At 57.0% G+C, this 19,924-nt stretch carries 19 protein-coding genes and 3 pseudogenes; 11 read left to right on the top strand and 11 right to left on the bottom strand.

Annotation, left to right across the window (positions count from 1 at the left end):
* Nucleotides 1-9: 9 nt before the first annotated feature.
* Nucleotides 10-363, top strand: a complete 354-nt coding sequence (locus I9H07_RS05785; protein ID WP_058392613.1) for a cyclophilin-like fold protein — start codon at nt 10-12, stop codon at nt 361-363.
* 56 nt (nt 364-419) lie between these two features.
* Here I9H07_RS05785 and I9H07_RS05780 read toward each other — a convergent pair whose 3' ends face one another.
* Together I9H07_RS05780 and I9H07_RS05775 are read right to left on the bottom strand one after the other, a co-directional pair.
* Nucleotides 420-1,448, bottom strand: coding sequence for an alpha/beta hydrolase (locus I9H07_RS05780; protein WP_058392612.1), 1,029 nt, complete (start codon nt 1,446-1,448; stop codon nt 420-422).
* Nucleotides 1,449-1,489: 41 nt separating this feature from the next.
* A complete protein-coding gene (locus tag I9H07_RS05775; RefSeq protein ID WP_236423661.1) occupies nt 1,490-2,710 on the bottom strand; it encodes an MFS transporter in 1,221 nt (406 codons plus the stop codon).
* 105 nt (nt 2,711-2,815) lie between these two features.
* Here I9H07_RS05775 and I9H07_RS05770 point away from each other — a divergent pair, with 105 nt between their 5' ends.
* Nucleotides 2,816-3,724, top strand: coding sequence for a LysR family transcriptional regulator (locus tag I9H07_RS05770; protein ID WP_236423662.1), 909 nt, complete (start codon nt 2,816-2,818; stop codon nt 3,722-3,724).
* Here the strand turns inward: I9H07_RS05770 and I9H07_RS05765 are convergent, their stop codons facing one another.
* Nucleotides 3,725-4,837: an XAC2610-related protein gene (locus I9H07_RS05765; protein WP_236423664.1), complete on the bottom strand. Its 1,113-nt coding sequence runs from the start codon at nt 4,835-4,837 to the stop codon at nt 3,725-3,727.
* 201 nt (nt 4,838-5,038) lie between these two features.
* Between I9H07_RS05765 and I9H07_RS05760 the strand changes: the two genes are divergently transcribed.
* The 3 genes and pseudogenes from I9H07_RS05760 to I9H07_RS05750 all read left to right on the top strand — a co-directional run.
* Nucleotides 5,039-6,322 carry a mechanosensitive ion channel family protein gene (locus I9H07_RS05760; RefSeq protein WP_248957197.1) on the top strand — a complete coding sequence of 428 codons (1,284 nt, stop codon included), beginning with the start codon at nt 5,039-5,041 and terminating at the stop codon, nt 6,320-6,322.
* Nucleotides 6,323-6,364: 42 nt separating this feature from the next.
* Nucleotides 6,365-6,556: pseudogene (gene relB, locus I9H07_RS05755) on the top strand (type II toxin-antitoxin system RelB family antitoxin).
* Nucleotides 6,557-6,723: 167 nt separating this feature from the next.
* A pseudogene (locus I9H07_RS05750) lies at nt 6,724-6,949 on the top strand (transposase); the annotation flags it as partial.
* Nucleotides 6,950-7,208: 259 nt separating this feature from the next.
* On the opposite strand, the gene I9H07_RS05745 reads toward I9H07_RS05750, so the two are convergent.
* Nucleotides 7,209-7,463, bottom strand: coding sequence for a hypothetical protein (locus I9H07_RS05745; RefSeq protein ID WP_024673820.1), 255 nt, complete (start codon nt 7,461-7,463; stop codon nt 7,209-7,211).
* Between the two features lie 668 nt (nt 7,464-8,131).
* Here I9H07_RS05745 and I9H07_RS05740 point away from each other — a divergent pair.
* From I9H07_RS05740 to I9H07_RS05730, 3 genes and pseudogenes are all read left to right on the top strand, one after another.
* Nucleotides 8,132-8,414 (top strand): annotated as a pseudogene (locus tag I9H07_RS05740) (mechanosensitive ion channel family protein); the annotation flags it as partial.
* A gap of 62 nt (nt 8,415-8,476) precedes the next feature.
* Nucleotides 8,477-8,668 (top strand): type II toxin-antitoxin system RelB family antitoxin, encoded by a 192-nt coding sequence (gene relB / locus I9H07_RS05735; protein WP_236424884.1) that lies wholly within the window; start codon nt 8,477-8,479, stop codon nt 8,666-8,668.
* 274 nt (nt 8,669-8,942) lie between these two features.
* A complete protein-coding gene (locus I9H07_RS05730; RefSeq protein WP_329606158.1) occupies nt 8,943-11,063 on the top strand; it encodes an alpha/beta hydrolase domain-containing protein in 2,121 nt (706 codons plus the stop codon).
* Nucleotides 11,064-11,139: 76 nt separating this feature from the next.
* Here the strand turns inward: I9H07_RS05730 and I9H07_RS05725 are convergent, their stop codons facing one another.
* Nucleotides 11,140-11,565 (bottom strand): winged helix-turn-helix transcriptional regulator, encoded by a 426-nt coding sequence (locus tag I9H07_RS05725; RefSeq protein WP_024675230.1) that lies wholly within the window; start codon nt 11,563-11,565, stop codon nt 11,140-11,142.
* A 112-nt stretch (nt 11,566-11,677) separates the two neighbouring features.
* Between I9H07_RS05725 and I9H07_RS05720 the strand changes: the two genes are divergently transcribed.
* Complete coding sequence (locus I9H07_RS05720; RefSeq protein ID WP_236424888.1) at nt 11,678-12,868, top strand: MFS transporter; 1,191 nt, start codon at nt 11,678-11,680, stop codon at nt 12,866-12,868.
* A 108-nt stretch (nt 12,869-12,976) separates the two neighbouring features.
* Here I9H07_RS05720 and I9H07_RS05715 read toward each other — a convergent pair whose 3' ends face one another.
* A complete protein-coding gene (locus I9H07_RS05715; RefSeq protein WP_236424889.1) occupies nt 12,977-14,395 on the bottom strand; it encodes an MFS transporter in 1,419 nt (472 codons plus the stop codon).
* A gap of 65 nt (nt 14,396-14,460) precedes the next feature.
* Nucleotides 14,461-15,201: an SDR family NAD(P)-dependent oxidoreductase gene (locus I9H07_RS05710; protein WP_236424904.1), complete on the bottom strand. Its 741-nt coding sequence runs from the start codon at nt 15,199-15,201 to the stop codon at nt 14,461-14,463.
* Nucleotides 15,202-15,364: 163 nt separating this feature from the next.
* On the opposite strand from I9H07_RS05710, the gene I9H07_RS05705 reads away from it, so the two are divergent.
* Nucleotides 15,365-15,748, top strand: a complete 384-nt coding sequence (locus tag I9H07_RS05705; protein WP_032606606.1) for a winged helix-turn-helix transcriptional regulator — start codon at nt 15,365-15,367, stop codon at nt 15,746-15,748.
* A gap of 102 nt (nt 15,749-15,850) precedes the next feature.
* On the opposite strand, the gene I9H07_RS05700 is transcribed toward I9H07_RS05705, so the two are convergent.
* On the bottom strand, nt 15,851-16,600 hold the full coding sequence (locus tag I9H07_RS05700) for a glucose 1-dehydrogenase (RefSeq protein ID WP_236424891.1): 750 nt from the start codon (nt 16,598-16,600) through the stop codon (nt 15,851-15,853).
* 194 nt (nt 16,601-16,794) lie between these two features.
* Between I9H07_RS05700 and I9H07_RS05695 the strand changes: the two genes are divergently transcribed.
* Nucleotides 16,795-17,700 (top strand): AraC family transcriptional regulator, encoded by a 906-nt coding sequence (locus I9H07_RS05695; protein ID WP_024675224.1) that lies wholly within the window; start codon nt 16,795-16,797, stop codon nt 17,698-17,700.
* Between the two features lie 16 nt (nt 17,701-17,716).
* Here I9H07_RS05695 and I9H07_RS05690 read toward each other — a convergent pair whose 3' ends face one another.
* The 3 genes from I9H07_RS05690 to I9H07_RS05680 are packed head-to-tail and all read right to left on the bottom strand — an operon-like array spanning nt 17,717 to nt 19,854.
* Nucleotides 17,717-18,694 carry a saccharopine dehydrogenase family protein gene (locus tag I9H07_RS05690; protein ID WP_024675223.1) on the bottom strand — a complete coding sequence of 326 codons (978 nt, stop codon included), beginning with the start codon at nt 18,692-18,694 and terminating at the stop codon, nt 17,717-17,719.
* The gene (locus I9H07_RS05685) at nt 18,691-19,092 is read right to left on the bottom strand and encodes a VOC family protein (protein WP_024675222.1); all 402 of its coding nucleotides are present in this window, start codon (nt 19,090-19,092) and stop codon (nt 18,691-18,693) included. The genes I9H07_RS05690 and I9H07_RS05685 overlap by 4 nt, the downstream gene beginning before the upstream one ends.
* An 18-nt stretch (nt 19,093-19,110) precedes the next feature.
* Nucleotides 19,111-19,854: an SDR family NAD(P)-dependent oxidoreductase gene (locus tag I9H07_RS05680; RefSeq protein ID WP_024675221.1), complete on the bottom strand. Its 744-nt coding sequence runs from the start codon at nt 19,852-19,854 to the stop codon at nt 19,111-19,113.
* Nucleotides 19,855-19,924 lie beyond the last annotated feature (70 nt).

Below are 19,924 nucleotides of genomic sequence, written 5' to 3'. Positions count from 1 at the left end.
GAGCGCGGTATGAACATCAGGATGTATGCGGGTGACAAGGTCGTCGTGTTTCATCTGGAAGACAGCGCAACAACAAGAGACTTCGTCTCGCTGCTGCCGCTTGAACTGACGCTGGAAGACTACGCCGCCACCGAGAAAATCAGCATGCTGCCACGCAAGCTGGACGTGACCGGTGCTCCGTCAGGCACTACGCCAATCGAGGGGGATATTGCCTATTACGCGCCCTGGGGCAATCTGGCGATTTTTCATAAAGGATTCAGGTATTCGCCCGGCCTGATCAGGCTTGGAAGAATCGAATCAGGTATTGAAACCATTCGCCAGCCAGGCGCGGTAACCGTCAGAGTTAAAGTCGCCAATGAGTGATAACGAAAAAGCCCTGCGTGTGCAGGGCCTTTTAACGCGTATTGATTGCCGGCGTGTTACTTCAGGTTCTTCTTGAAAAACTCACCCAGTTTGTCGAACGGGATAAGATCGACCCGATCATAAAGGTCCACATGCCCTGCACCCGGCACAATGATCAACTGCTTGGGCTGACCGGCCAGCTTGTAAGCCTCTTCGCTGAACTCCAGTGAATGCGCGTCTGAACCGGCGATGAATAGCATCGGCCGTGGCGAGATGGTCTCGATGTCGTTGAACGGATAGAAGTTCATGAACTTGACGTTGCTGGTCAGCGTCGGGTGAGTGGTCAGCTCAGGCGACTGGCCTTCGGGCGTGAACTCGCCGCGTGGCGTGCGGTAGAAGTCGTAGAACTCACGTTCGATCGGACCGGACTTTTCAGTCAGCTTGTGTACGGTGCCACTGGTGTAGGCCGTGTCGCCGCCGCTGAATTCCACATCACGCTGCAGTGCAGCCTGCTCGATGGTCTTCTTGCGTTGCGCCAGGCTTTGCGAATGCTTCAGGCCGTTGCGGTTGGCGGCGCCCATGTCATACATGCTGACAGTGGCGATGGCTTTCATGCGCGGGTCGATCTTGGCGGCACTGATGACAAAACTGCCGCTGCCGCAGATGCCCACAACACCAATGCGGTTCTTGTCCACAAACGTCTGGGTGCCGAGGAAGTCCACCGCGGCACTGAAGTCTTCGGCGTAGATATCGGGCGATACAGCGTTACGTGGCACGCCTTCACTTGCGCCCCAGAACGACAAGTCCAGCGACAGCGTGACGAATCCCTGCTCGGCCAGTTTCTGCGCATAGAGATTGGCGCTTTGCTCCTTCACGGCGCCCATCGGATGACCGACGATAATTGCCGGGGCTTTGGCGTTCGGGTTAGAACCCTTGGGGATAAAGAGATTGCCCGCGACTTTCATCTTGTACTGGTTGTTGAACAGCACTTTTTGCGCAGTGACTTTGTCGCTCGTGTAGAAATTATCGGCACCGTGGGACATGTCTGCTCCTATCGCAGAATATGAGCTAATTAAAAGCCCAAGCATCAAAAGAAACTTTTTCATGGAGCACTCCCTCATTGAATGATTGACCAGCGTTGTGTGGTTCAGCGATGACTTAAAGCGTCGTTGGTCGAGGGCTGAGCGTTGCGTCGGGCGGCACCGGCCAGTGCTGCCGAGCCGGCCAGCACCACGCCACCGAACACGAACGGGCTCCACCAGCCGAGGCTGTCGAACAGCGCGCCGCCGATACCGGCTCCGGCAGTGATTGCCAACTGAATGGTCGCTACCATCAGCCCGCCACCGGCCTCCGCATCGTCGGGCAGCGTTCTGCTCAGCCACAGGCCCCAGGCGACCGGCGCTGGCGTGGCAATCAGCCCCCAGGCGGCAAGAACGATGGCGACGGCCTGAGGCGAATGGCCCAGACCGGTAAGCGCCCCGGCAAGCACCGCCATCACCAGTGGGATCGTGATCAGGCAGGCATAGAGGCGGTTTTGCAGCAGCCCGCCAATCAGGTAAGTGCCGACCAGCCCGCTGGCACCCAGCAACAGCAGCATCAGGGACAAGGCGCTGACGCTCACGCCGGTGATCTCTTCCAGAAACGGGCGCAAATAGGTGAAGACGGCGAACTGGCCCATGAACAGCAACAGGATGGCGATCATGCCGATGGCCACTTGCGGATCGCGCAGCAATCGAAATGGATTGCGCGCCCGGCTGTTCAGCGAGTTGCTCATCGCCGGAAGGCTCAGCCACTGCCAGACGAACGCCAGCGCCGCGAGCGGAATCACCAGAAAAAACGCGCCACGCCAGCCGATGTATTGCCCCATGAAGCTGCCCAATGGCGCGGCCACCGTTGCGGCCAGTGCGTTACCGCCATTGATCAGCGCCAGGCCCTTGGCGACGGACTCCTTCGGCACCAGCTTCATCACGGTCGCCGTCGACATCGACCAGAAACCGCCGATGGCCACCCCCAGCAGCGCCCGCCCGATCATGAACACCCAGCCGTTGGGCGCCAGCGTGACGGTCACACCAGATACCAGTAACAGCAGGCTGAAACCGAGCAGCACTTTCTTGCGATCAAGACGCCCGGTCAGTGGCGTGTTGAGCAGGCTGGTCAGTACCGCAAAAAAACCGGACACCGAAATCGCCTGCCCTGCCTGCCCCTGACTGATGCCCAGATCCTGCGCGACCGGTGTCAGCAGGCTGACCGGCATGAACTCCGAGGCAATCAGCACCACCACACACAGCGCCATCGAGAACACGGCGCCCCAGGCAGGTGGAGGTGAAGCTGTTGTCGGCTTCACGGTGGTTGAATCGAATGCACTCATGCGTCACTGACCTGCCGGTTATCAAATAGTCGGCACAGGTTAGGGCAAAGGCATTAGGATGATTAGACGCCATAATTTCCACGCGCTTGTGAGGAAGCCTCAGCAATGAGCACACCGAAACTCAACGATCTGCACGCTTTTCTACTGGTGGCCCGGGAGCAGAGCTTTACCAAGGCGGCCACCAAACTGGGCGTCACGCCTTCTGCCCTGAGCCACACAATGCGAGCGCTTGAGGAACGCATGGGCCTGCGCCTGCTGGCGAGGACTACCCGTAACGTCGCGCCGACCGAAGCGGGGGAACGATTGATGCGTTCGATAGGGCCGCTGCTGGACCAGATCGCGGCAGAAGTCGAAGTATTGGGCGAACTGCGCGACAAGCCTTCCGGAACGATACGCATCACCTGCTCCGATGACGCCGCAGATGGCATCATTCGACCGATGCTGGCAGGGTTTCTGGCGCAGTACCCTGATATACAGATCGAGATCTGTATCGACTACGGTTTCACCAACATTGTCAGCGAACGTTTCGATGCAGGCATCCGCCTGGGGGAATCCATCAGCAAGGACATGATCGCCGTGCGCCTCGGTCCGGACTGGCGCTTGTCAGTGGTCGGCTCTCCCGCTTACTTCGAGAAACATCCGCTGCCACTGCAGCCGCAAGACCTGACTCAGCACACCTGCATCAACATCCGCCATTCCCCGAACGGCAGTTGCTACGCCTGGGAGTTCGAAAAAGACAGTCGCAAACTGAACATCCGGGTCAACGGGCAATTCACGTCCAACAGCATGATCCACGTCCTCAACGCCGCCCTGGACGGTGTGGGCTTGGCCTACGTGCCGGATTCGATGGCCCAGCCGCACATTGCCAGCGGCCGCCTGCAAGAAGTGCTGGTCGACTGGAGTCCGTATTTCGAAGGCTTTCATTTGTACTACCCGAACCGGCGACAGGCATCGCCGGCGTTCAGTGCGTTTGTCGAGGCGGTGAGGTATCGGGGGTCGCCCCCCGCCGCCTGATTACTGCGCGGTTTTCAACGCCTCCGCGACCTTGTTCAGCGAGCCTTGAGCGGGCTCGGCAAGCAGTTTCAGGTCGGTGGTTTTGCCACGCACCACCACTTGCATGCCTTTTGGCGAACCCTTGCCGTCGGCCACAATCCGGTAAACCGTGTCACCGCGCACGAAGCTCAATACGTGGCTGGCATCGTCGTACTTCAGTTGTTCTCCCTCAGCCTGGGGAAACAACAGCCCGACCTGATTCTTGCTGTCCACGGCCGCGTAGAAGACCGGGCTTGCGGGCCCTGAACGGAACAACACAATGCGTTTGCCGGACGGTGCCAGCCTGAACGACAAAAGAATCTCACGCTGCTCATCTTCCTCCCAGACAATGCTGGTGGTGTCAGTCATCTTGCCATTCTGATTGCGACTGACTGTTTCAGTCGGCAATCCCGAGCCGCCGGTATGCTCAATGACCGTCTGCGTTTCAAGAACCGGCTCTCCATTACGGATGCTGTACGTAGACATCTGGTGCCAGCAACAGCCGCTCTTGGTCATCGTTTCGATCTCGCGTTTCTTCTCATCCACGCTGAACAGGCCGCAGTTGTTTTGCGCCAGTTCGGTAAACGAGTCGCTGTGCCGGAAACCGTCGGCCGTACCGAGAAAGACCTGAAACGAGGGGCCGTGATAGCAGCTGTTCTGGCCGTCCATCAAGGCCAGGTCCTTGATGCCATCAAAGTTGAAATCCTGATAGATCAGTACACTTTGTTCGCCATAGGGCAACTCGTGCACGTTGGTTTTGACCTTGCCGGTTTTCGGGTCAGTGCCGAGCACCAGTTCATCGGACTGCACGCGGATCAAGGCCGTACCGCTGGCCTTGTCGTACACGTTGATCACGCCGGGACGAAACACATCGTCCCCCGCTGAAATATCCAGCGTCGCGCGGTATTTATCGGAAAAATCCTGCAGGGTGTAGCTGTCCCGGGGGGCGCCCGCAAAGCCTGCTGCGTCCATCTCACCATAAGTTGGTGACGCGCCGGCGGCACTGACCAGTGTCGACGAGGACAAGCCGACGAACACCAACAAGGCCTGCAACCCAAGACGTGACACACAGCGTTGAACGATGGATAGGTGCAAGACGCAACTCCTCTGGTAATGAGCGATGAGTTTACTTCAGCAATTGATACAATTTGAAATCATTGCCAAACGTGCACTTCGTACTCACAGGCCGCCCCGTCCGACCCGGTAAATGTTCTAATCACGCCCCCTCTTCAATATCGGGCCTCGGGTTTCATGGATATTCAATCGCTTTGGCTTCGCACTCAGGAACTCTGGGACATGCTCGACCAGCATCCGTGGGTACGCACCGGGCTGGCCCTGATCCTGTTGCTGACCACCGCTTTGGTACTCGGCCGTGTGGCGCGCTTTCTGGTTCTGCACGCGGTCAGGATGCTAGGCCGTCAGCCTTCCCTGCACTGGGTCAACGACTTCCGCCATAACAAGGTTTTCCACCGACTGGCACAAATGGTGCCGTCGCTGGTCATCCAGTTCGGCCTCACGCTGGTACCCGGCCTGAGTACTGCGGGCAGGAACGTGATCGGCAACATCGCCATGGCCTTCACCATCCTGTTCATGACCCTGGCCATCGGCGCGCTGCTCAACGCCCTGCTGGACATCTACGCCCGCACCGAACACGCCCGCACCCGCTCCATCAAAGGCTACGTGCAACTGTCGAAAATGATCCTGTATGTATTCGCCGGGATCATCATCGTCGCCACACTGATCGACCGCTCGCCGCTGTTGCTGCTGTCCGGCCTCGGCGCCATGTCGGCGGTCATCCTGTTGGTCTACAAGGACACCCTGCTGTCGTTCGTCGCCAGCGTGCAACTGACCAGCAACGACATGCTGCGCGTCGGCGACTGGATCGAAATGCCGCAGGTCGGCGCAGATGGCGACGTGGTAGACATCACCCTGCACACCGTCAAGGTGCAGAACTTCGACAAAACCATCGTCTCCATCCCGACCTGGCGCCTGATGTCCGAGTCGTTCCGCAACTGGCGCGGCATGCAGCAATCCGGTGGACGGCGCATCAAACGCAGCCTGTTCATCGACGCCAGCGGCGTACGCTTCGTGCGCGACGATGAAGAGCAACAACTCATGCAAATCCACCTGCTCACCGACTACATCGGCCGCAAACAGGCCGAATTGCTCGCCTGGAACCAGGCACAAGGCAACGTCGCACAAATGTCCGCCAACCGCCGGCGCATGACCAACATCGGCACCTTCCGCGCCTACGCCCTGGCTTATCTGAAAAGCCACGTCGACATCAATTCCGGCATGACCTGCATGGTCCGCCAACTGGAGCCGACTTCGCAGGGCATTCCGCTGGAAATCTACTGCTTCACCCGCACGACGGTGTGGGTGGATTACGAGCGGATACAGGGGGATATTTTCGATTATCTGATTACGGTGATGCCGGAGTTTGGGTTGGGGTTGTATCAGCAGCCAAGTGGGGCGGATATGCGGGTGGGGTTGGGGGGAGTCGGCGCGGGTGGGGGCTACACCGTTGGTAGAGCCGTTGCCTACAGAACATTCGGGCTGAACGGCGCAGAGAATGCGTAACTGACTGCTCAAGATGGATTCACACCCCTTAGGAGCTGGATCATGAGTGCTCGAATTTCTCCAATCGTGTCTGAGTTTGAAACTGAGGAACAGGCCGCCAGCTACGACAAGTAGTTTCGTGCTCAGGTGCAGGCCTCGATCGATGATCCGGTGCCCAATATTCCACACGATCAGGTCATGGCCAAGATGCGTGCGTCTCTAGAGTCGAAGCAGACTCCGTCAGATGCTGGTTAAGTAGCGGCCAGCAGCACGAATTAACCTGCAACTAAAGTGTAGATAGAACCGTGTGAGCATCCAGAGGTACTGGGGTTAGTAAGAAAGGTCAGTGCGGCTATAATTGCAGCCATGATTGGCTGGAGTCTCGCATGGCAAAGCATTACTAACTCTACAAATCGTGAGAATTGATTAAAAACCTCGTTTCTCCAGAGCGGAGAAATAGGTCGCTCAGGCAGTGATGATCACCTGGTACCACGGAATTCTGCGGATCCTGTGTTAGGAGGCTGTTTGGCTTGATCTAACGGAACGCTTTTGCCCTTGGTCAACGGTGTACCAGTGATTTCGTGACAGGCCGACAACGGAACGTTCGACCGGATAATTGGGCGCTTACACACCAGGTTGAACTTTGAAAAGGGACAGCCTGCAGGCTGCCCCCGGTACAAATAAGACCTTCAAAACAGTCTATTGAGTGTGGCAGGCCGAACAGCACGTCCGGCAACCGTTCGACTGTGGGTACGTGTTGCGAGCTTGGCGCACCGCAGTTACGCAGATGGCGTGTTGGCCAAGATCAACGCGATTTTGGAGTGCAGGCAAGAAAGTGCACGAGCTGGTGTGGACTTCATGGTCACCATTGGCCTGCGCATTGCGGTTAACGAAATACTGAGCCATGTTAATTACCCCGCTCTTTGTTCGATTGGGCTAGCACCGATGCTGCGAGGGTCTTGGTTGTGGCGTTGTATTTGTTGCTGTCCAGAATAAGGCTGGCTTTGGTCTCCATATCGGCACTAGTTTGTTTACCGCTGGAAGCCTGGGCCATAGCCGACCCTGCCAATTCTTTTTGAATAGCCGAAGAGGTGTCGCTACGGAGGATTTTGGACGCAAGGCTGGCCACAGACGTCGATGTTTGTTTAGGATTTTTAGGCACGTTTAGGTGCTCCTGTGCATACATAAAATTGGATAGGCAGGAACACCGCTTGAGCAGAAAACCAAGCAGGACGGTTGACATCCCAGCTCGGATTTTTCTCTAATGCATGTCCCACCGATGTTCGCATTGGCTCAGGGTAGGCGGGTATGTGTGCTGGGCGACCAAACTTCGCACTCATACTCGCTGTCATTCCTTAATCCGTAGCTATTCCGAAAAACACTACATGTGGTGTTTTCTTGCGGAACTCGCTACAAGATAATGTGGCACTTGTAAAATTACAAGACGCTAGACCTGTGGATAACCGATCTGAAAAGTAGGATTCGGATCCATTTTTTCGCTGTATGAATGCCCAGCCCTTCTAGATCGCGGGCTACGGCGCCGCAAACCTGAAACAATTTGAAATATTTTCTTTCCCCTGATCGTATTTCCCTCTAAAGCAGTTTCTCTCAGCATTTGAAACTGACGAATCTATGGCGTCATTTCGTTGCTCGATCAGGTCCCGCGCTGTCGGTTTGAAATCATCTTTTTACAAGCCGACATACCATTAAGAAAGCCCTAGTCGACTGAATGCAGCATTGAGTTTGCAAAGCACTGCCAATCGATCTTCTTGTCCATGCCGCATGTAGTGACAGCGAAGCTTTTTTTGGCAGGCAGCCAAATTATTAAAGCCTGATCGTAATTCCGGCATGACATGCATTGTCCGCCAGCTGGAGCCGACTTCGCAGGGCATTCCGCTGGAAATCTACTGCTTCACCCGCACGACGGTGTGGGTGGATTACGAGCGGATACAGGGGTATTTTCGATTATCTGATTACTGTGATGCCGGAGTTTGGGTTGGGGTTGTATCAGCAGCCTAGTGGGGCAGATATGCAGGTGGGGTTAAGGAGGGAGTCAGCGCGGGTGGGGGCTACACCGTTGGCAGAGCCGTTTCCTAAACAACATTCGGGCTGAACGGCGCAGACAATGCGTAACTGAATGCTCAAGATGGATTCACACCCCTTGGGAGCTGGATCATGAGCGCTAGAATCTCTCCAATCGTGTCGGAGTTTGAAACTGAGGAACAGGCCGCCAGCTATGACATGTGGTTTCGTGCGCAGGTCCAAGCGTCAATCAATGATCCGGCACCCCATGTTCCACACGATCAGGTCATGGCCGAGATGCGTGCGTTTCTAGAGTCGAAGCAGACTCCGCCAGATGCTGGTTGAGTAGTGGCCGGCAGCACGAATTAACCTGTAGCAAATCCTTTCCTACATTGCAGACAGAAACGTACGAGCAGCCAGCGAGCTGGGAATGACGTAAGCGTACGGCGAACTCATCCTCCAAACTCCAGCATTAAGGGCATGGTGTCCCGGTATTCTCACAATTTCATAATAACTGAGCTACCTACGGACTATGCTCAAAGCCTTTCGGTCTGTACAACTCATTGCTATCAGCGCATCAAAAACCATCTATAAAAAAAACGAAAAATTGGGGGTAAAGATGAATCGCCTATTTCATGCTGCAGCGTTTGCAAGCGCCATGATGATCGTTGCAGCACCCGCCCAAGCCCGTATTACACAATTGGAGATCCTGCGGACCGAACCCGCTTTCGGAGGCGAAAGCTTCGGAAATACAGGGAGTTACGAACGCGTCTTTGCGCGCGCTCATGGTGAATTAGACCCCGGAGCGTCTGAAAACAAGATTATTCAAGACATCGAACTGGCACCCCGTAACGGTCGTGGGATGGTTGAATACACCACTGATGTTGCAATCCTGCGTCCCGCTGACGTGGCCAAATCGAATGACATTCTTCTCTTTGATGTGCCAAATCGAGGCTCTAAGCGTGCGATGTTGTTGTTCAATGCTGATATGCGGGGTGGTCCAGCAGCGTTCAACAACTTCGACGTCGCGGGGGACGGTTTTCTGCAGCGTCTGGGGACGACGCTGATCGCGTTTGCCTGGCAGGGGGACGTTGCCCCGGGCGACAACCGCATGATGGTGCAATTGCCGACGGCCATAAATACTGATGGGTCGCCGGTAACAGGTGTGGTGCGGAGTGAGTTGACCACGCTCTCACCGACCGCCAGCCTTAACTTGTCCGCAGGTTGGTTCACCTCCACGCCGCCTCATACGAGCTACAAATCGGTTGAAACCGACAATACCAAAGTGCTCTCGAATGGCTTTCGTCCGACGTTGACGGTACGTTCGCGGGCAAATGCGCCCAGGCAGGAAATTCCAGTGAATGACTGGAGTTTTGGCGATTGCAGCACGCCGAACGAAACCCAAATATGCCTAACCGCTGGTTTTCAGCCCGGCAAGCTTTACGAGCTGATTTACCGGGCCAAGGAGCCGATGGTAATGGGTATTGGTTTTGCTATCGCACGGGATGTTGGTGCGTTTTTCCAGCAGGCTGAGCATGACGATACAGGTGTGCCCAACCCTGTAGTGCATGGGCCTAAGGCCAAGTCGATTATCACTGGCTCATCACAAGCCGGGCGATTCATTCGCAGCATGATCGCGCTGGGGTTCAATCGCAGCGAAGAAGGTCATCGGGTCTATGATGGTGCGATGCCGCATATTGGTGGCGGCCTGATGCCGCTCAACATCCGATTTGCTCAACCTGGCCGGGCGTGGGGCCAGCAGGTCGATCATGACTACCCTGCTTACGATTTTCCGTTTACCTATGGCCGTGAAACCGATCCTGTTACCGGACGCTCGCAGGGTTTGCTGGATCGCTGCAACGATAACAATACTTGCCCTCTGATATTCCACATGGCAACGGCCCTTGAACTTTGGGAGGGACGCCAGTCGCTTGGCCTTACCGATCCACTCGGCTTGCGCGATGCAAATGAACCGGAAAACGTCCGCACTTTTATTATGGCGAGTACCCAGCATGCACCGCCGTCTTTGCCACTCCCGGTCAAGCCACCCTTTGGGCTTTGCCAGGTTCAATCAAATCCAAATCCACACACCTGGACAATGCGCGCAGCGTTCATCAATCTCGTTGGCTGGGTTCGTGATGAGACAACACCGCCCGCTTCGATAAAGCCCTCTGTGGCGGACGGCACCCTGGTGCCGGCGGACAGGGTCAGTTTCCCGCTCATTCCCGCGACCAATTATGGTGGCGTTTCGCGCCCCGCGCTCCGCTACACTGGTGCCGTCAATAGCCTGCAAGTGCTTGATTTTGGTCCGGCTTTTCGCCCCGAAGACAGCTCTGGCATTCTTACAAACGAGCCGCCGAAATCGGGTGTGGGTAGTTACGGCCTCTTGGTACCTCAGGTGGATGCAGACGGAATTGATGTTGGTGGCGTTCGGGATGTGTATCTGGGTGCGCCCATCGGGACTTACACGGGTTGGAACACCTTCCGGCCCGAGTTTTTTGATGGCGGCTTTTGTAACTTCCAAGGCAGCTTCCTCCCGTTTGCCGCGACGAAGAAAGAGCGAGTCGTGGCCGGAGATCCTCGCCTTTCACTGGAGGAACGCTACCCCACGAAGGAGGCTTATGTATCTGCTGTGAGTAAAGCTGCAGACTCGCTGGTTGAAGCGCGGATGCTGCTTGCTGAAGACCGTGAGCGGCTTGTAAAGGAAGCACAGGAGAAAGGTGTGCGTGCAGGGCCTTGAGCAGAGGCGATCATTCCTTCGACTTTCGACAGTGTCCGAACCGGCAGGGCTGGATCGAACGTGACCGCCACCACGTTCAATCCTCTTTCAACGCAAACTTGAAGCTGGGCGATTCGGACACTTCATGGCCGCCAGCCATGTTCGCTTCCAGTTCGTCCAGCGCCTGCTGGTGCTCTTCTCCCCAGCGGTAAAGCATCTCGACTGCCTGGGCGAACGTCTTGCCCAGCGGCGTCAGTTCATATTCCACCTTGGGCGGCACAACGCTGTGTACGTGGCGTGCGACCAGCCCGCGGGCTTCCACATCACGCAGCGTCTGCACCAGCATTTTCTTGGAAATGCCAGGCAGGGCTCGCTGCAACTGCCCGGTGCGACAGCGCCCGCCCGGCCATCGATCCAGCGCGTGCAGCACCAGGCTGACCCACTTCACGGTGAACAACCCCATGACTCTGCGGGGGGCGCACGCGGCGTCGAACACCAACTGAGTATCTTCGCTTTTAGCCATCTTATGGTTACCAAAAGGTATCTATGTCCCCAGATAGTACCTAATTTCCAAAAAAGCTCTAGGCCTCTAGTATTCCCCATCGACCACGCACTTCAATCGAGAGGGACTGTTCATGCCAGCTGCCATTTGGGCGCTCGCCATTGCCACGTTCGGCATCGGCACCACTGAGTTCGTCATCGCCGGCCTGTTGCCGGGGATTGCGGCCGAGTTCGACATTTCCTTTTCCGATGCAGGCTACATGGCGACGAGCTATGCCTTAGGGGTGTTTGTCGGCGCGCCCTTGCTCATCATCCTCGGCGCCCGCGTGCCGCAGAAAGCCATGCTGGTATCGCTGATGGGATTCTTCATTGCCGGCAACCTGTTGACGGCACTTTCGCCGACCTTTGCCTGGACCTTGACCGGTCGGGTCCTCACATCGCTGACACACGGCGCGTTCATCGGCATCGGGTCGATCCTGGCATCAGAGCTTGTAGCACCCAACCGCCGCACCAGTGCTATCGCCTTCATGTTCAGCGGCCTGACCCTGGCCAACCTGATCGGCACACCGGCTGGCACCTGGCTGGGACAGATGGTGTCCTGGCGGACGACCTTCATGGCGATCACGGTGATCGGTGTGGTGGCGATGCTGGCTGTTGCGTTGCTGGTGCCCAAGGGCAAGCAGCATCAGGTTCCCAGTTTGCGCCGCGAGTTGTCAGCATTTGTCGATGTGCACGTCTTGCTTGCCATGGGCATTACGGTGCTGGGGCCCGCCGCGTTCTTTACCTCTATCACTTACATCTCGCCCATGATGACGGAGTTGACGGGGTACTCGGACAACGGCGTGACGGGCATACTTTTTCTGTTCGGCCTGGGGCTGTTCATCGGCAACCTGCTGGGTGGCAAGCTGGCGGACCGCGCGTTGATGCCGCTGTTGTACGCGACCCTGGCAGGACAGGCGCTGGTACTGTTCGCATTTTTCTTTGTGGTAGAAAGTCGTGTGGCGTCAGCCTTTTGTGTATTGCTGATGGCTGGCTTCGGTTTTGCCAGCGTGTCGCCCATTCAGCGGCTGGTGATGGACAAGGCTCGTGCGGCCGGGGCACCCAATCTTGCCGCCTCCGTCAATATAGGCCTGTTCAACCTGGGCAACGCAATCGGCGCTTGGCTCGGTGGCTGGGTGATAGCCGCGGGGTTCGGTTATGCAGCACCCAATTGGGTGGGCGGCATTCTGTCGACGTGCGCACTGGCGCTGGCAATCGCGTCTGGCTGGCTCACGGTGTCTCATGTCGCCAGGCGTAAAGGCGCCATTGCCTGTCCTGCGGGTTGATACAGGTGCGCTGCGTCATCCTTGCCGGATCAAGCGCCAGCGTCGCAGTCACGGCGGCCTTCAGTGTTTATTACGACTCCGAGGCTGCGGTGCGCAATCTGGCTCGCATCAAGTCTGATCGGCCAGGACGGCACGTGTTTTATACATTCCGACGCATGTCAGGAGTGCCGCCATAGCAGACAACGCCCCGGCTACACCGAATGCCATCGGCAATCCAGAGACGAAGTCTCCCTGTATAGACGTAAAAGCGAACACTGATGTGACCACAGCAATGCCTAAAGCCCCACCTATTTGCTGATCCATCTGTAACAGGCCTGACGCCGTACCCGATTGTTCAGCTGCCACGCCATCCAGTGTAAGGACTGTGCCGGGCGTAAATACCAACGCAATACCGAGGCTGTGCACCAGCATTGGGCCTAATACTGAACCCGCATAGCTGCCGTCGATGTCGATAATGGCGAATCCGGCGAAACTGATGGCAACGAGTATGCATCCGCTCAATTGAAGTCTGCTGGCACCAAAACGCCCGATTAAACCCGGCATGAAATGGGTTACGGCAAACACGGTACAGGTGACCGGTAGATAGGCCAGGCCGGCTGCCAAAGGCCCGAAGCCGAGCACTTTCTGAAAATACTGGACGACCAGAAACAGCATCGAAAAATGCATGCCGACGATGATCGCCATTACGGCCAGAGCCACAACGCGGGATCGGCTCCTCAAGAGGTTCAGGTTCAGCAGTGGCTGCCGGGCATGACCTTCAATGATCCAGAATGCTGTCAGCAGCACAACCGCAGCGACAAAAGAAGGCAGGGTTCCGATATGTGCCCAACCGTGCTCTGCGGCATTAATGAACCCGAACACCAGCGCAATCGACCCGGCTGTAGCGGTCAGTGCGCCACTCATGTCGAATTTCGCGGGCTGGCGTACTGTTTCTTCAACGACTTTGCCAATCATGAGAAGAATGAAAATTCCGACTGGCACATTGATGAGCAGCGACCAGCGCCAGGAGAAATACTCGGTGAGCGCACCGCCTAGAATCAATCCGGCAGAAGCACCTACCGAAGACACCGTGATGAACAGTGCAAGCCCCCGATTACGCTCGGCCTCGTTGCGCGCAATGTTCATGACTAATGCCAGCACACTGGGGGCCGCTATGGCAGCCCCGACACCTTGGAAAATTCTCGCGGCAATCAGTAACAACGGGCTGCTCGCGAGCCCCCCCATGAGCGAAGCCAGCACAAAAATGGCAAGGCCTGCTTTGAACGCTCTGACACGCCCATACACATCCCCCAATCGGCCACCCAGCAAAAGCAGACCGCCAAGTGCCAGGGCGAATGCCTTCGGTACCCAGGACAAGGCTGCCGGGGAGAATCCCAGATCAGCCTGAATTTGGGGCAAAGCGACCATCACGATCAAAAAGTCCATCTGCAACATGAGTTGGGCGCTGAGGATGACAGCCAACGCAAGAACACGGCGGGTGTCCTGCCTGGATAGGGATGGCGCTTGCGCCGATGGCGAATGAGACATAGTCGTTCCCGGAAGTGGCGAAGAACGGCCTGAACGAAGTCCGGCCGCTTGATTTGGCAAGCGATTCAGACCTGAGAAGCTCCTCCATCGGCAAACAGCTCAATACCGTTGATGTAGCTCGAAGCATCGCTGGCCAGAAACGCAACCGCTTTACCTATTTCCCGAGCCTCGCCTATGCGCCCCAGTGTGCTTTTTTCACTGAGCGACTGGATCAACTGCTGCGCATGATCACCTGCCATATTGCGTAACGATTGGGTATCCACCGGGCCAGGACTGAGGAGGTTGATTCGCACGCCAGAGCCTTTGATGTCCAGAATCCAGCTTCTGATCAATGCACGCAAGGCAGCCTTGGTTGCGCCATAAAGGCCAAGCCCTGGCCCGGGATTGATCGAAGCGGTAGAGCCGATAATGACGATGCTGGCGCCTTTGGTCAGCAGAGGCAGGGCACCCTGAACAGTGAAGGTGACTCCTTTGACATTTGTTTCAAATACCCGGTCAAACCCTGCTTCAGTTATCGAGCCAAGTGGAGCGATTTCGCCCATTCCGGCATTTGCCACTACTACGTCAAGACGGCCGTACCGTGCGCCGACATGACTGAAAAGACGCTCCAGCTCAGATGGACGAGATACATCGGCGGCAAACGCGTCAGCGTCATCGCCCAGATGGATCAACGCCTGGTTCAGTTGCTCCTGCCGACGCCCGGTTATGACTACTCGGGCACCCTGCGTGACAAACTCCTGAGCAATAGCAAGTCCCAGGCCCGATGACCCGCCGGTGACCAGAACAACTTTATCTTTGAATTCCATGCGCATACACCTTATTGAAACCAACTGGAAGGGACCTTTAACGAGCGATGAGGCAACGCGCTAATGAGTCCCCATGGTATAAGATGTATACCTAATATCAATTACGCACTTACAAGCTATCAGGTATATAAAAGGAGACCTCGTGCTGACAACTGATGAACAGATGCAGAGAAATGAGCTGGATCTGGGAGCCTACATGGCTGATCCTTCAAGCCGATTGATGCTGGATCAAATCGCGGATAAATGGTCAATATTGATTCTTGCCGCCTTGTGCAAAAAACCATTGCGATTCAACGAACTCAAGCGCTGCCTGGAGGGCATAACTCAAAAGGCGCTCACTCAAGCCTTGAGAAGGCTCGAACGCAACGGCGTTCTGACCCGTCGCGTTATTCCGTCGTCTCAGGTGGCAGTGGAATACAGCGTCACGCCGTTGGGCATGACCCTGGAGGAGCCGTTCAAAGCCTTGTTTTTCTGGACGATCCATCATTCAGGCGCAGTGCATGCCGCACGTGCGGCATTTGACGAACGAGCGGTGGAGGCTTTTTAGCTCCAGGCGCACAGGTAATCTCACTTCATGCCGTGTCAAACGTGGGCAATAACACCGTCGGCAGCGCACGTTGCCGTGCGCCTTCGCTTTTAGCCAGACATCTCAATAACCGACGCCGCGAACACCGCCAGAAGCGCGGATGGATTCGCCTGTTACCCAATGCGAATCATCGGACGCTAAAAACACGGCGAGAGGCGCTATGTCCTCTGGCTCTCCGAAGCGACCCAATGGCGTTCCCGCCAGAATTTTTTCACCCAGCTCGCCTGTAAAGTGCCCATCGGTTGCAGGCGTATTGGTGTGCCCAGGCAGGATCGAGTTGACACGGATACCTCGCGGCCCCAACTCCCTTGCCAGTGCAAAACTCAAGGTGTCGACGGCCCCCTTGGTTGCCGAGTACACACTCGACGCCAGGTAGGGATCGGTGCTGAGGATTGAGCTGATATTAATGATGCTTCCTTCGGGGCCCATCAGTTTGACGGCCTCCCGTACCGCGAGCAGGTAGCCGAGGACATTCAGATTGAACTGCTTATGAAAGGCTTCTTCGGTCAGGTCATCGATCATCTGGAACACTGCAACGCCAGCGTTATTGACCAGAACATCCAGAGCCCCGTACTTCTCTCGGACCGTTTCAAACAGACGCACAACATCGGCTACCTGACTCATGTCAGCGTGTACCGCTAACGCTGAGCCGCCCTGCGCGGTGATAAGAGCAACCACTGCATCAGCGTCAGGCTTGCTGGAGGCGTAGTTGATAATGACGATAGCGCCCTGCGCAGCAAGCGCCTTGGCGATCCCGGCGCCTATGCCTTTCGACGCCCCCGTGACAACCGCAATTTTTCCGTCGAGTTTCATGAAGTGGCCCTGTTTGAAGTTGACTGGCTTAAGGGTTCGTTGCTGTCAGGTCATGAATAACGTGAATGCAACGCACCGCGTACAGCCAGTATTCGACTAACGAACGGGTCTGCGTATGCCGGTTACTCGCGCATCCTTGCCCGTTCTTCTCAACTGGCTTGCCATGAACGGGAATAGGGTCCACGGTGGAACACATGGAAGAACCAATGGCAGAACTGCGCCGCATCGTCATGCGCGCGCAAGACAAGTGGACGGACACCGGCATCCCCCGTGTAGCAATGGTTCGCGCCGAGGCCTGTGCGGATCAGGTGTATCAGCCGATGTTGCATCTGGTCCTCCAGGGCACAAAAACGTTGTCGGTAGGAGAAGAGGCTACCCGTTACACTGCTGGCAGTTACTTCCTGGTGCCTGTGGATGTACCCGCGACGGGCCAGATTCATAACGACACAGCAGATCACCCCTATCTCGCCGTCAGCCTGACGCTGGACCCAGGGGTGATTGCCACGCTGCTGATCGACGAGGGCAAGACGCCAAGCGCACCTCAGAACGCGTGCTTTCAAGGTGTGCTGGCGTCAGATGAAATGCTTGATGCATGGGTGCGCATGATGCGACTTGTGGATCGTCCGTTCGAAATTGCGGTGCTGGCCCCGATGCTCGAGCGCGAGATCATGTTCCGCGCGTTGCAGGGGCCTTTGGGCGGTATTCTCCGCGACGTTGCACGGCCGGATGGTCGAATGAAACAGATCCGCCGTGTGACCCAGTGGATTCGCGAGCACTATACCGAGCCTTTTCGCGTCGAGCCGCTCGCAGTCATGTCAGGCATGAGCGTTGCTGCCTTTTATCGGCATTTCAAATCAGTCACGGCCATGACGCCGATCCAGTATCAGAAGCGCCTTCGCTTGTTGAGGGCTCGCTGGTTGCTACTGTTCGATACACTGGATGCAACGTCCGTTGCCTATCATGTGGGCTATGAAAGCGCGTCGCAATTCAGCCGAGAATACGCCCGGCTGTTCGGCCTCCCGCCGGCACGGGATGCAGCGAGATTCAGGTCCGTCATCGTCACGAAAGACAGTTGCAACGAACTGAAAGCGGTTTCATGAGCAATCACCAGCAATTCTAAAAGTCAGTGATTACCGTCCCCGCGATGCTTTCGGCAAATCCGCCGCCGAAAACCTGCGCCGGGGTCGCGAAACCTGACCGGCGCTCCCCGCTCAACACCCGGCGCGCAGCTTCCACAGCCGCCAGTGGCGTGTAGGAATAACCATTGACGGTCTCGATCACGGACCGGGCAATCGAGCCATCTGCCGCGGTAATTTCAACGACCGCACGTGCTCGACAGGCATCCCTTTCTTCTGCAGCAGGGCCATCAGGCAGTAGCGAAAGGTCGCCCTCTGGAAACGCTTCGCCCGAAAGGTGCACAAACATCGTGATGTCGGGAATGCCGGTCGAATGCCATCCCGTGACCAGATCGCCGAAGGACAGCGGTAAGCAAAGGACCGGGCCTTCTCCAAAATCAAAATACCGCGGCGGGGCATCGGGCGTTGCAACGAGTTCGCCATCGACCCTGGCGAGCACGCCGGCACCGATGATTTCGCTGACGCTCATGGCTGATCCGCGAGACATCGATCCTGGTACCTGAAGTGCAATGCTCAGCGCCTGCGGCTTGTCGACACGCTGAGCGACCTGTACCGCCAGCGAGTCTGTGGGTACGACGTCCCATCCGACACCAGGCAACAGCATGACCTTTGCCGCATCGGCCTCGACGCCCAGTCGCTCTGCCAGCCGATAAACATTGATCTCGGCAGTGATGTCCAGATAGTCCACCCCAGTCTTGATGCAAGCGCGCATCAACGCTTGCGCTGTGTGCGCAAAAGGCCCTGCAACGTTCAACAACACCGAGATGCCAGACAGAAAGTTTTCAGCATCCGGGCCGGCATCAAACACGCGGAAAGGCACATCCAGATGGGTGGCCAGTTCTGCAAGTCGCTGCGAATTGCGCCCGGCGATTTCGAATCGCAAACCTGACGCTTTCGCCCGTTCGGCGGCCATACGACCGGTATAGCCTGTGGCGCCGTAGATCAGAAGTGTGCTCATTGGACGTGCTGCCAGTTTTTGTAAACAAACTCCAGACTGTACCCATCAGGGTCCAGCACATTGGCGGCGTAGTACTCGGGATCGTAGTGCAACCGCGCGCCGGGCGGACCGTTGTCGACTGCGCCATGCTGGATGGCCGCGGCGTAGGCAGCTTCAACGTCAGCCTTGCTGTTCGCCACAAAGCCCACGTGTACGGCGCGGCCTTCGACTGGCCCCTGACGCAACCAGAAAAATACTCGGCCATTGGCGCCGAAGCCTTTCAGGTCAGGATGACCCGGCGGGCCGTCCTTGCCGTCGTAGTCCAGGCGCCCGGTGATACCCAGCGGTACCAGGACACCCTCGTAGAAACGGATGGAACGTGCGATATCGCTCACCGACAGAAACAGATGATCCAGCATGTCAAAATCCTCGCTTGACTAGATGTTGTAGCCGCCTGCGACTTCGAGTGTCTGCGCGTTGATCCAGGCGCCGTCTTCGGACAGCAGCATGGCGATCACCCGACCGACATCCTCAGGCTCGCCGACTCTGCCGAGCGCTGTCTGAGCGGCCAGCATCGCTTCGAACTCATCGTTAAGCCCACCGCCCAGTTCAGTGCGGATCGCGCCGGGGGATACCGCATTGGCGCGTATGCGCCGCTCGCCAAATTCTTTGGCCATGTAACGGGTCAACACTTCAAGGCCGCCTTTGAACGCCGCGTAGGGCGCAACGCCCGCAGTGGCTACCCGCGTTGTGGCACTGGTCAGGTTGACGATGCTGGCGTTTTCGGCCAGAAGAGGCAGCAGCGCCTGAGTGAGGAAGAACGGGCCTTTAAGGTGCACATTGAACAGGCCATCAAACTGCTCTTCGCTGACCGTCGCCAAGGGGTTGAACACCCCATAGCCCGCATTGTTGACCAGGCCGCTCAACTCGGTGGCCGCCCAGGTTTCGCGGAGGGCCTGGACCACGGACTCCCGAAAAGCCCCGAAACTGCTCACGTCAGCTACATCGAGCTTTAGCGCTACGGCTTTGCCACCGGCCTGCTTGATTCGCTCCACGACCGATGCTGCGGCTTGTGGGTTGGCGTTGTAGGTGAGGATGACCCCCATACCCCGTTGTGCCGCCTGTTCAGCTGCACTGGCACCGATTCCGCGGCTGCCGCCGGTAATGACAATGACGCCCATGTCGTGTCCCTCTGTGATTTAAACGTGTCCCCACAGTACGCATCACACGATTGCGGGTCGTACCTGTTCC

The organism is Pseudomonas syringae (assembly GCF_023278085.1).
GTDB classification, from domain to species: Bacteria; Pseudomonadota; Gammaproteobacteria; order Pseudomonadales; family Pseudomonadaceae; genus Aquipseudomonas; species Aquipseudomonas syringae_Q.
This window is presented reverse-complemented; position numbering and strand designations above follow the sequence as displayed.